Origin of the sequence: Vibrio sp. Y29_XK_CS5 (genome assembly GCF_024181835.1) — a bacterium.
Classification (GTDB): Bacteria; Pseudomonadota; Gammaproteobacteria; order Enterobacterales; family Vibrionaceae; genus Vibrio; species Vibrio harveyi.
In genome coordinates, this window is record NZ_JAMZAM010000005.1 from 384926 (window position 1) to 397417 (window position 12492).

Annotated in this window: 12 protein-coding genes; 11 read left to right on the forward strand and 1 reads right to left on the reverse strand. The window is 45.3% G+C overall.

All coding sequences use genetic code 11. From position 1 onward, the window contains the following. The first annotated feature begins 68 nt into the window (after positions 1-68). The 8 genes from ribA to NL647_RS20475 all read left to right on the forward strand — a co-directional run bounded on the left by ribA (position 69) and on the right by NL647_RS20475 (position 8946). Entirely contained in the window at positions 69-716 is a 648-nt protein-coding gene (gene ribA / locus NL647_RS20440; protein ID WP_253650623.1) for a GTP cyclohydrolase II, read from the forward strand. Positions 717-891: 175 nt separating this feature from the next. After that, positions 892-2154, forward strand: coding sequence for an imelysin family protein (locus NL647_RS20445; protein ID WP_005445123.1), 1263 nt, complete (start codon positions 892-894; stop codon positions 2152-2154). A gap of 92 nt (positions 2155-2246) precedes the next feature. Next, positions 2247-3629 carry a di-heme oxidoredictase family protein gene (locus NL647_RS20450; RefSeq protein ID WP_253650624.1) on the forward strand — a complete coding sequence of 461 codons (1383 nt, stop codon included), beginning with the start codon at positions 2247-2249 and terminating at the stop codon, positions 3627-3629. Between the two features lie 10 nt (positions 3630-3639). Next, on the forward strand, positions 3640-4677 hold the full coding sequence (locus NL647_RS20455; protein ID WP_017189465.1) for an imelysin family protein: 1038 nt from the start codon (positions 3640-3642) through the stop codon (positions 4675-4677). Next, entirely contained in the window at positions 4658-5740 is a 1083-nt protein-coding gene (locus NL647_RS20460) for a DUF1513 domain-containing protein (RefSeq protein ID WP_253650625.1), read from the forward strand. The genes NL647_RS20455 and NL647_RS20460 overlap by 20 nt, the downstream gene beginning before the upstream one ends. Positions 5741-5844: 104 nt before the next feature. Further along, positions 5845-7437 (forward strand): murein L,D-transpeptidase, encoded by a 1593-nt coding sequence (locus NL647_RS20465; RefSeq protein WP_253650626.1) that lies wholly within the window; start codon positions 5845-5847, stop codon positions 7435-7437. A gap of 173 nt (positions 7438-7610) precedes the next feature. Beyond that, positions 7611-8159 carry a DUF882 domain-containing protein gene (locus NL647_RS20470; RefSeq protein ID WP_005445130.1) on the forward strand — a complete coding sequence of 183 codons (549 nt, stop codon included), beginning with the start codon at positions 7611-7613 and terminating at the stop codon, positions 8157-8159. 130 nt (positions 8160-8289) lie between these two features. Then, positions 8290-8946 (forward strand): MBL fold metallo-hydrolase, encoded by a 657-nt coding sequence (locus NL647_RS20475; RefSeq protein ID WP_005445137.1) that lies wholly within the window; start codon positions 8290-8292, stop codon positions 8944-8946. An 11-nt stretch (positions 8947-8957) separates the two neighbouring features. Here the strand turns inward: NL647_RS20475 and NL647_RS20480 are convergent, their stop codons facing one another. Beyond that, positions 8958-9626 (reverse strand): DUF2982 domain-containing protein, encoded by a 669-nt coding sequence (locus NL647_RS20480; RefSeq protein WP_005445138.1) that lies wholly within the window; start codon positions 9624-9626, stop codon positions 8958-8960. 270 nt (positions 9627-9896) lie between these two features. Between NL647_RS20480 and NL647_RS20485 the strand changes: the two genes are divergently transcribed. From NL647_RS20485 to NL647_RS20495, 3 genes are all read left to right on the forward strand, one after another. Next, positions 9897-10301, forward strand: a complete 405-nt coding sequence (locus NL647_RS20485; RefSeq protein WP_005445139.1) for a hypothetical protein — start codon at positions 9897-9899, stop codon at positions 10299-10301. Between the two features lie 414 nt (positions 10302-10715). Continuing rightward, positions 10716-11810 (forward strand): TRAP transporter substrate-binding protein, encoded by a 1095-nt coding sequence (locus NL647_RS20490; RefSeq protein WP_050941238.1) that lies wholly within the window; start codon positions 10716-10718, stop codon positions 11808-11810. Positions 11811-11942: 132 nt separating this feature from the next. Continuing rightward, on the forward strand, positions 11943-12482 hold the full coding sequence (locus NL647_RS20495) for a TRAP transporter small permease subunit (protein WP_005445141.1): 540 nt from the start codon (positions 11943-11945) through the stop codon (positions 12480-12482). The last annotated feature ends 10 nt before the right edge of the window (positions 12483-12492 follow it).

Here is a 12492-nt window from a genome sequence, read left to right on the forward strand (position 1 = left end):
GTTGTGATCTCAACATTGAAAAATGCGGTATCAATCCCCATAGTTGAAGAGCAAATGAGAACAATCCCATGAATGCAATAACGAACATGCATCAAGCAATAAATCGAGTGAGTGTAGATATGGCGGAAGTACGTGCCAGAGTAGAATTTAAAGTCGGGGCTAACAGTAACATTGATGCCGAAATCCTGTCTTTTCGCGGTCTGAAGACGGATAAAGAGCATGTCGCAATTATCTTTAAGCAAGCAGACCAAACACAAGACATGCCTTTAGTGCGCATGCACTCTGAGTGTCTGACTGGTGATGTGTTCCACTCTTCACGCTGTGACTGTGGCGAGCAATTGGAAGAAACCATCAACCGAATGGGTGAGTCAGGTGGCATTATCTTATATCTTCGCCAAGAAGGTCGCGGGATCGGTTTGTACAACAAAATTGATGCGTACCGTTTACAAAGCCAAGGTATGAACACATATGAAGCCAACAACCACCTAGGCTTTGATGATGACTTGCGCGATTTCACCGAGGCGGCACAAATGCTTGAGGCGTTAGGGGTTGGAAAAATCCGTCTCGTAACTAATAACCCTAAAAAAATCCGTGAGTTATCGGAATACGGAATTGAAATTACAGAGGTTGTCAACACTTCAGCGCACATTAAAGATGGCAATGAAAATTATCTTAAAGCAAAGGTTTCACACGGGAAACACCACCTAAAGGTTTAATCTTAAAGATAAATTTGACAATAATGACTGTTAAAGGCCTCATTTTTATGAGGCTTTTTTTGTATCTGGAGTTGCAAATAAATTGTAAATTTGTATTATCTCGGGACAAAAGTGCAAATAAGAATAATTAGCACTACCAATACGATAATTAAAATGCTCAACAAGGATGCTTCAGATGAATGCAAAAACAGTATTAGTCCAATCTATTGCTGCATCACTCCTCATTGCCAGTGGTTCTACGGTTGCTGCGACAGTAACTAAACAACAAGTGGTCGAACATTATGCTGACGTGGCACACGCCGTGTTCGCTGATTCTGTGACTACAGCGAAAACACTCGACGTAAAAATCGATGAGTTTCTTGAATCCCCATCAGCGAAAAAGCTTGAAGAAGTTAAACAAGCTTGGCTTGACGCTCGCGTACCATACCAACAGTCTGAAGTTTTCCGTTTTGGTAACGCAATCGTCGATGATTGGGAAGGTCAGCTTAACGCATGGCCGCTCGATGAAGGTCTGATTGACTATGTCGCTTCTGATTACCAATATGAGCTTGGTAACGAAGGTGCTGCAGCAAATATCATCGCAAACACAAGCCTACAAATTGGTGCGTCTAAGCTAGACGTTTCAAAAATTACACCAGAGTTGCTAGCGGATCTAAACGAAGTGGGTGGCTCTGAAGCAAACGTTGCTTCTGGTTACCACGCGATTGAATTCCTACTTTGGGGTCAAGATCTAAATGGCACAAATGCGGGTGCGGGTCAGCGTGCTTATACTGACTTTGTGGTTGGTTCTGAATGTACGAATGATCATTGTGACCGTCGTGGTGAGTACCTAAAAGCGGCTGCAGATCTGTTGGTTCAGGATCTTGAGTGGATGGAGAAGCAGTGGTCTTCGGAAGTAAAAGGTAATTACCGTGAAGAGCTTCTAAGCGAATCTGCGGATAATGGTCTTCGTAAGATGTTGTTCGGCATGGGCTCTCTGTCTCTAGGTGAACTAGCGGGCGAACGTATGAAAGTAGCGCTAGAGGCAAACTCTACTGAAGATGAGCACGATTGTTTCTCAGACAACACGCATAACTCTCATTACTACAATGAGCAAGGCATCTACAACGTTTACACAGGTACGTACAAAGGTGTTGACGGAAAAGAACTGTCTGGTCCAAGTATTGCGGATTTAGTCGCCCAAAAAGACAAACAAGCGGCAAAAGAGATCCAAAAGCAGTTTGATACAACACGTAGCCAAGTGGGCGAGCTGGTTACTTCTGCAGAGAAGAATAACCAACACTTTGACCAGTTGATCGCAGCTGGTAATACGCAAGGCAATGCGCTAGTCAATGACACGATCATGTCATTGGTAGCTCAAACAGGTGCGATTGAGCGAGCGGCGAACATCGTCGGTATCGACAGCTTAAGCCCTGATACTGCTGATCACGAGTTTTAATAAGAAAACCATAATAAATAAGGGCTCTTTGTGAGCCCTTTTGCCGTTTGAGCTCGTTGTTATCACACCTGTCGTATTAGTAGAGCAATGATATGAAGCCATACCTATATTCTGCGCTAGTCGCGCTCCTTTCTTCTTCTGCCATGGCTTATGATGTTAAGTCTGGTGGCAAAACCAGCGTCAAAAAAGACGGCGCTAACGCGTATTCTCTTCCTGCTGCCAACCTGCCGATGAGCAAACGGCTGGACTTTAGTGTCGGCAACAGTTTCTTCCGTAACCCTTGGGTACAAGCGCCTGCATCAACAGACGCTCGCGATGGACTGGGACCTTTGTTTAACACGAATGGTTGCCAAAACTGCCATATCAAAGATGGGCGTGGTCATCCGCCGGAAAAAGACGATTTGCATGCGGTCTCTATGCTAGTGCGCCTCAGTATTCCAGCAATGACTCCGGAGCAGAAAAAAGCGTACATCAAAGATGGCGGTATCCCTGAGCCAACTTACGGTGGGCAGCTACAAGATTTTGCACTGCAAGATCAAACGCCGGAAGGCAAGATCAATATCAGTTACACCGACGTGCCAGTTACTTTTAAAGATGGCACCAAGGTCGTACTCAGAAAGCCAGTGCTGCAAATTACGGATTTAGGTTATGGGGCGATGCACCCTGATACAGAGTTGTCTGCGCGTGTTGCTCCGCCAATGATCGGTCTTGGTTTGCTGGAGAGCATTCCTGATAAAACGTTGCTGGCTTGGGCTGACGAGCAAGATACAAACAAAGATGGTATCTCTGGCAAAGTGAATAAAGTGTGGGACATCGAAAAAGACGATTTCTCAATTGGTCGATTTGGCTGGAAAGCAGGGCAACCGACGCTCATGCAACAAAACGCCGCTGCATTTAACGGCGATGTGGGTCTAACTAGTCATTTGTTCCCGAACGAAAACTGCACTTCTAAGCAGACGATTTGTGATGACATGCCTAATGGCGGCAAACCAGAGGTGAGTAAAAATATCCTCGATTTTGTTGAGTTCTACAGTCAACACCTCGCAGTACCGGCACGTCGAAATATCAATGATCCCGAGGTTCAGCTTGGTCAGCAGATTTTTGCGTCTTCTGGCTGCGAAAGTTGCCACAAGACGAGCGTAAAAACCGCTAAGCGACCGGAATTACCGGCTCTTTCTGAGCAACTTATTCACCCTTATACCGATATGCTTCTGCATGACATGGGTGATGGCTTGGCAGATAACCGTCCTGAGTACCTAGCGAATGGCCGTGAATGGCGAACCGCGCCGTTATGGGGGATTGGTTATACCGAAGAGGTAAATGGTCATACTTACTTCTTACATGATGGTCGTGCACGTAACTTAATGGAAGCCGTATTGTGGCACGGCGGCGAGGCAGAAACGGCTAAGCAAAACGTTTTAGCGCTCAACAAGAAAGAACGCGACGCATTGATCGCATTCCTGAATTCTCTATAAGGAGCCAACCATGAAAAAAACTTTGTTAGTGAGTGCGATTGCCGCAACGTTAAGTTTGGCTGGCTGCCAATCGACAAACGGGTCAAGCTCTGTTGAGCCCGAGAGTACAAGCCATATTTCACAAAACGTATACGAGGTGGAGTTTAACGCGGCACAGGCGTTTGTAACTCAGACAACCAAGTTAGAGCAGAGCCTCACAGAATACTGTGCTTCACAAATGAAAGGTGACGCACAAATTAAGCAGCAATGGCATCAAACCATGTTGGTGTGGATGGCATTACAAGGGCAAGAGCGTGGACCTGCGACCGCATTAGAGCAGAGCTGGAATGTGCAATTTTGGCCAGATAAGAAGAACACGACTGGACGAAAAATGTCGGTCTTAACGAAGTCTGACCAAATTTGGAGCGCAGAGGATATTTCGACTCAAAGCGTAACAGTACAAGGGTTGGGTGCGCTGGAATGGTTGCTTTACGACAAGGCGTCGAGTTTATCTACTAATAGCAATACGTGTGCTACCAGTATTGCGATTGCAGAAAACCTTAATAACAAAGCAAACATCATTGCAGATTCATGGGCACAAAACCCATGGAAGTCATTAGACATGACGGAGTGGGAGTCTGAGTACATTTCGTTGCTGTCTAATCAATTAGAATACAGCATGAAGAAGCTGAGCCGCCCATTGGCCAAAATAGGCAAACCGCGTCCTTATTTCTCAGAATCATGGCGTTCACAAACCTCATTGTCTAACTTGAAGGCTAACCTTGAAGCGTTACAGGCTCTCTATCTTGCTAACGGCTCTGGTTTAGATGCATTGCTTCGTGAGCAGGGGCATAGTGAATTAGCTGATCGTGTTGTTCATCAATTTGATATGGCATTGGATACGTGGCCTGAAGATAAAAGTTTGTTTGCCGCGCTGCAAACCAAAGACGGTTATCGAATGGTTCTCGCACAATACAACAAGCTTGAGCAACTGAAGTATCTGATCCACGAAGAGGTGGCTATCGAACTTGGTGTCGTTATAGGATTCAATGCAACCGATGGTGACTGATCAAACTCGCCGAACCTTACTGAAAGCCGCTTTGTTTGGAGCGGCTGCCCCTGTTCTGCCGTTCGGTTGCACTTCAACAAACACACGCGAGCCTGCTTTGATTGGCTGCTCTATCATTGGACGCGACAAATACGCTGCCGTAGTTGCCGATGAACATGGCATGCCGCTGTCTTCGCTGCCAATCCCTGAACGGGGTCATGGCGTGGCGACCAACCCGCAAGGTCATGCGGTTGTCTTTGGTCGTCGTGCCGGCACCTTTTTTATGGTGTTTGACTATCGTTCGGAGCAAATGGTCAAACTGGAGTTAGCAAAAGTGGACCGCCATTTCTATGGGCATGGTGTTTACTCCCATGATGGTCATTACTTATTTGCTACTGAGGGGGAAAGGGGAACAAGCCGAGGGATCATCGGAGTTTATGATGCGCAAAGGCAGTATCAAAAAATCGATGAATTGAGCGGATTTGGTCTCGGACCTCATGAAGTCATCATGATGCCTGACGGCGCTTTAGCCATTGGTGTTGGCGGCGTCCACACGAATGGACGCGAGCCGCTTAATCTAAATACCATGACGCCAAGTCTGAGCTATCTTTCGCAAGAAGGAAAATTGTTAGACCAAGTGTCTTTACCCGATCATAAGCTGAGTATTCGTCACCTTGCACATGATGGTGTTGAGACAGTGCTTTGCGGTCAGCAATATCGTGGTGAGCCGGATGAATACCCAGCTTTGATCGCCATGCATACGCGTGGTGGTGAGATGCAAGATTTGCAAGCTGAACCGGAGCAGTGGGCGCGTTTTAATCATTATGTGGCAAGCATTGCTGCGACAGAAGATTGGATATTAGCAACATCACCTCCGGGAAGTTGTTACGGTATTTGGTCGAAATCCACCGGGCAGTTGGTTGAATTGAATGCACTACCAGATGCTTCTGGTGTCGTCACTTACGGTGATGAGTTTCGCGTCAGCTCTGGCGCAGGGAGAGTGGTCGAACAAAGACCTACAGAGTCAAAGAATACTTTTGCTAGCGGCGTTCAATGGGATAACCATTGGGCGAGAATTGTCTAGAAAGATCATTAAGTAACATCTTATTGAGAATCTTGTTGGCATTTTCGTTTGCAGATTCTTAATTTTAAAGCGGCAACCCGTGAGATATTTGCCATACTTTTTTTATGGCACGTAACGAAGGGATCGTTTCAGTGATTGCTAGACTCATAATGATAACGGCACTTTTGGTGCCGTTTTGCAGCTTTTCAACCGTGGTTTCTCCCGATGCATCTGCACAAACAGAGCAAGAGGGCGCGGTTGAGCAGTTGTCTGTGGAGAAGATGATCCACTATCCAGGTGTCATCGATCAGCTTTACCAAAGCACCAACTACCGTCTTAACTGGGAAAATGAAACTGATGTTGATCAACTCATCTTTCAAATTGAGCTGGTGGCATTGGCGGATGTGACCTCTGAATTTGATGACCAACTGCGACGTATTGAACAAGTACGCGAACAAGGTGATGAGCTTGACTTTGATCTGGTGATGAGTGATTCACTCCTCATGTATTTGTCCTACCTTGAACAAGTTCCACAAGAAGGCATCAATTGGCTATTTGCAAATAAAGTTCACATCAAACTGCCTGCGCCAAGTATCGAAACGCTGTCGTTGTTGAGTAATGAAATCACGGTAGGCAAACTTGACCAGTTTCTTGCCGAACTTCGCTCCCCCCTACAAATGGATGCATCATTTAATACCGCCTTTGCTTCATTATCGACTTACGCGCAGTTTGAGTTCCCTTTGTATCAGCAAGAGCAGAGATTGGCGAGAGTCGGAGACGAGCTATTTGATAAATCGAGCCTGATAGCGCGGATGCAAATCGTGGGCGTTGAAGTCGGTCATTTAGACACAGAGACCACACGTTATGATGAAAACCTAGAACTGGCGGTGATGGAGTTTCAACGTATTCATGGCTTGAAGCAAGACGGTATCATCGGCCCCAATACGATTCGCTGGATCAACTTCTCTCCTGAGCAACGATTGCACTCTCTAGCACTTAACGCAGAGCGCTCGCGGATTTGGGCAAAAGAGCGTGACAATGTGGTGTTTGTCAATGTCCCCGGTTACGAAGTGACCTACTGGCATCAAGGACAAGCACTGTTTGAATCCAAAGTAGTGGTGGGGAGAGCATCACGCAAGACCCCAATCATGACGGGCACGCTTGATTCCGTTATCTTAAACCCAACTTGGAATGTTCCTTGGAAGATCATGGTTAAGGACATCATCCCTAAGGTGAAGCGCAATCCCATGTATCTGATCGAGCATAATATCCAGATCATCCGATCATGGACCTCGCAAGAGATCATTGACCCAACCACAATTAACTGGGCAACGGTCAACCCAAGAAGCTTTCCTTACCGGATGAGACAGTCATCGGGTTCGCACAATGCTTTAGGGTTGTACAAGTTTAATATGCCGAACCCACAAGCAATCTATCTACACGATACTCCAAGCAAAAACTTGTTCGATCAAGATCGGAGAGCGTTCAGCTCAGGGTGTGTTCGCGTTGAGCATGCTGATCAACTTGCTGAGTTGCTCTTTAAAACGCAAGGTCTTGAAGAACGGTTAGCGAAAAAACGTCAAAGTGGACGTCGCTCCAACACCTCAGTGCCTTTGAGTGAGCGAATTCAAGTGCACATCATTTATCAAACCGCGTGGTTAGAAGAAGGCACGCTCTACTACCGTGATGATATTTATCAATACGACGACCAAGGGTAAAGGGCACACTTAATTTAAGAAAATTTACAATTAAGAAAATCTGTTTTTTGTTCAATAAGTAAGCAAAAAATCTAGCCTAAAAGCGACAAGCCGGACCGGTTTATGCATTTGACGCGTTAAATAGGTTTCGGTAATGTCCGCTGCTCGTACAGTAATTGAGCAGTATATTTGTCATGGTAAGTCGTAATTTTTCCCGTCGTGATTTTCTTAAAATGACCGCTGGTGGTGTTGTGGTCGCCTCGGCGATGCCAAGTTTGTCTTGGGCTTCATTGCCTGATGAACCTCGTGTGCTTGCGATGAATAATCTCAATACTGGTGAGCTTTTGGAGTCATGCTACTTCAACGGTAGTACTTATGTGGACGAGGAACTTAAACGGCTTGATAAGTTTTGTCGTGACCATCGTCGCAACGAAATCCATCCAATGGACCGCCGCTTATTTGATCAAATCAGTCAGATCCAAGCACTGATAGGTACCGATGCAGAGGTAATTGTGATTTCAGGGTACCGTTCGCCTCTAACGAATGCATCGCTACGCAACAACTCTTCTGGCGTGGCAAAGAAAAGCATGCACATGGAAGGCAAAGCGATCGATTTTCGCTTAGATGGCGTCAAGCTTTCGACCGTGCGTGATGCCGCATTAAGTTTAAAAGCGGGTGGTGTTGGCTATTACCCACGCAGTAACTTTGTACATATCGATACCGGCGCAGTACGTTCTTGGTAATGCCTGCCTAAGACTTAATTTATTGACGTAGAAAGTCGTTAATTACCCATGGCTCAGCGCTTGAAGTCACTCAGGCTTAGTGTCATAGTTGCCGCAGTTTTCACGAAAATTTATTCGGTATAGGTTATCTATGGCTCTGAAGTACCAAGTTGTTCCCGTAACATCTTTCTCTCAAAACTGTTCTATTGTCTGGTGTGATGAAACCATGAAGGGCATTGTGGTTGACCCGGGTGGTGATGAAAAGCAACTGGCAATGCTGATCAAAGAGTTGGGTGTTGAGGTTGTAAACCTAGTTCTGACACACGGTCACTTAGACCATGTGGGCGGCACTGAACCATTATCTGCTCTTCTTGGTGGCACTGAAATTGTTGGGCCACACAAAGCGGATAACTTCTGGTTGCAAGGTTTGGAAGGTCAGAGTCAAATGTTTGGGTTCCCATTGACTGAAGCGTTTGAACCACACCAATGGCTAAATGAGGGCGATAAGGTCTCTTTTGGCAACCAAACTTTAGATGTTATTCATACGCCTGGACATACGCCTGGTCACGTTGTGCTTTACAGTGAAGAAGCTCGTCTTGCTTTCGTTGGTGATGTTTTGTTTAACGGCAGTGTAGGTCGTACAGATTTCCCTCAAGGGGACTTCAATACATTGATAAGTTCGATCAAAGAAAAGCTGTGGCCACTCGGCAACGATGTAACTTTCGTTCCTGGGCATGGCCCACAATCGACGTTTGGTCATGAACGCAAGACAAACCCATTCGTTGCAGACGAAATGCCTCTATATTAAGGCGCATTGAATTAAGCATCTGGCTCGGCGGCAGCTAAGTAACGTCGAGCCAATCCCACAAACTCTTCAGCTTCTCGGTCTAAGTCACTGGCTGAAATAAACACGTCATAGCCGTAAAACTGCCTCTGATACTTCATTCTATTCGCCAGCATGGCTTGTAGACCTTCGTAATGCATGCCTTCTTGATTAATGTATGGAGCGGGGTCTAACACCATATCTTCAAATTTTGTTTCGCAATTATTTTGTCTTGCGCCTAAGTAAAGCAAAGCTCGTTGCCCTAATAAAATTTCCGTTGCGATTCGAGGACAGATCGAGTTGAGATAAGGGGAATAGTGCTTCAAGCGAATACCAATCCAAGGTAAAGGCTGATGCCAACCTTCTTGCTCGTAGGTGCAAATACCGATTGAATCAATGTCTTTCCAACGTAGTACCCAGCCGCCTTTGAAAAGATGTTGCTGGAAATGAGAAGCGGTGAGCGTGAAAGAGACCTGGCTCTTTTTGATCATTACAATGGCAAAGCCAACGATGAGTGCCATCAAGATCACCGACAACATGGCTTGTTTCCATCCTGGAGCAATTAAAACCAGAAATAAGGTAATCGTGACAACCATAAACATGATCAATTTGTTGATGGGGGAGTCAGATTTGAAATGTGAGTTGCTGAGATGCCGCGTTTCCATGCTTTTAGCCTCATTGAACAATGGTGTTGAGACTCTTGTTTTTGATATTCATTTACTTGCTTATCAGAAACAAAGAACCTCTGTTTTTATACCCAGTATTCAATAAATCCGTTCACAATTTATCTGATTAAATAGTAGACGTTCTATGCAATGAGCGCATTTTTCATCGCGTTTCGCCGCTAAAACCTACAAATCGTTTGTGATTTTTGGTATAAAACGCGCTTCAAATTTTCATCCCTGCTGAGATGCAGTGAACTGGAGAAATATTCAATGAGACTTGCTCATAAGCGTAAAGTGCAGATGAAACTGCAAAAACGCATTAAAGCGACAGTAGCAAACGTAGTTGCAGCACCGAAGGCGGCTAAACCTGTTGTTGAGAAAGCAGCAGCACCTTCCGTTGCTAAAAAAGCTGTTGCTGAAAAAGCAGTAGCTGAGAAGAAAGTAGCTGCAGCAAAAACGGTTGAGGTTGCACTTACTCCTAAGCAGCAACAAGTACTAGATATCGTTGTAGCAAACGCAGAAGGTATCAACCCTAAAGGTATCGGTCTGGCTGCTGGTCAAGAAGACACTAAAGCGGCATCATGGGCTACTGGCGCACTGAAGAAGCTTCTTGAAGAAAACCTAGTTCAAAAAGAGCAGTTAGCAGGTAACAAAGTTATCTATAAAGCAGTTTAATTACCGCTGTAATTCTGTTTTTTGCATTAAATACCTCGGCATTGCCCGGGGTATTTTTTTACCTTAAGAGCGGCTTTTCCCTTCTATAATTGAGCATTCTAACGATACAAATCCGTCATTTGTCACAATTTATTAAATACTATGTAAATTCTTTCGCAGTTAACCACGTACGTGGTTTCTATGCTGCTTTCTCCAAATGAAATAGATAACATTCTGATTTTACGACTTTGTTTCATGATGATTGCTTATCGCCTACGCAGAAATACGTAATACTAACGACTAAGCCTAGCTTATAGACACCGATTTGTTGCGTGTTCATGCCCATTTCTTACTTCCAAGTAATGTCCCATCTTCTATATCGAATCCTTATGTAATGGATGACAACAATAACCTTGGTGACAAAGGACGTGAACGATGAGTCTTATCCAAAAATCTTTGAAACGAGTACTCAAAGCGACAGCGATGGTAGCAACCATGGCATTTGTAGCGACTTCTGCTAACGCTGCTGACGATAAAGTGTATCGCTTGAAACTAGCGGAGACTTGGGGACCGAATTTCCCTATCTTCGGTGATGCAACAAAGAACATGGCGAAAATGGCAGAAGAAATGTCAAACGGACGCCTACAAATTCGTATTGATTCCGCAAACAAGCATAAAGCGCCGCTTGGCGTGTTTGATATGGTGAAATCTGGTCAGTACGACATGGGACATTCCGCTTCTTATTACTGGAAAGGCAAAGTACCAAACACCCTTTACTTCACCTCTATGCCTTTCGGTATGTTGCCAACAGAACAGTACGCATGGTTTTACTACGGTGGTGGTATGGAGTTGATGGAGAAGGTTTATTCTCCGCATAACTTGCTGTCTTTCCCTGGTGGTAACACCGATACCCAGATGGGCGGTTGGTTCCAGAAAGAAATCAAATCAGTAGATGACCTGAAAGGTCTGAAAATGCGTATTCCGGGTTTCGCTGGGGAAATTCTCGCAGAGCTGGGTGCAAAACCAACAAACATCGCACCGGGTGAGCTATACACTTCTCTTGAGCGACGCACGATTGATGCATTGGAGTGGGTAGGACCATCTCTAGATTTGCGTATGGGCTTCCACAAAATTGCTCCTTACTACTATACAGGTTGGCATGAGCCAGGTACCGAACTGCAGTTCCTAGTGAACAAACGTACTTGGGAACGCCTACCGGATGATCTAAAAGCGATCTTGCAAGTAGCGATGAAAGCGGCGGCTTACGATATGTACACGCAGTCTAAACATGAAAGTGGTAAGAACTGGGCATCTATCCAATCAGAATACCCAGACGTACAAGTTAAAGACTTCCCACCTGAGGTGATTTCAGCGCTGCGAGAAGCGAACGAGCGTTTGCTAAAACAGCATGCTGAGAAAGACGCGCTAGCGAAAGAAATCCAAGAGTCACAAGCAAGCTACATCGAGCAAGTACGCCCTTGGTCTGACATTTCACACCGAGCTTACCTAAACAGCCAAGCTCAGGAATAACTTCGTATCGCAGGCTATTTAGAGTGATTTAGCCTGCCAATGAAGCCCAAGAAAACTTCTCTTAGAGAAGGTCATAACAAGTGCTCCGCGAACCAGCGGAGCCAATCTCCCCCACGTTCCATGGAGTTCGGAATGAGAAGCCTTATTTATATTGAGCGAATCTTTAACCGCTTCGGTGATTTTCTAGGCTGGTTATCCAGCATCTTATTTATTTTGTTGCTAGCGAACGTGGTGTACGACGTTGTCATGCGCTACGTGTTCAATGACGTCTCGATCGCCTTTCAAGAAATGGAATGGCACCTTTTCTCTGCCGTGTTTTTACTTGGTGTGCCTTACGCAATTAAATCCGGCGGGCACGTACGCGTAGATATTTTCTATGAGCGTTTGTCATACAAAGCGCAGTCCATAATCGACATTTTAGGCACCTTACTTTTTTTGTTTCCCTTTTGCCTATTGGTTGCTTGGTTTGGTGTCGACTTTGCCAAAGAGAGTTACGCGCTGGGCGAGACATCTGGAGATCCGGGTGGTTTGCCATACCGATGGATCATTAAAGGTATGATTCCACTTTCGTTTTTGTTTATGGCGGTAAGCGGAGTTGGTTTGCTGCTTCATTCCATCAACAAAATTGTTAACCCTCATCTTATCTATGCCGGTAACAACGGTAAGTCGTAAAAGGAATTCA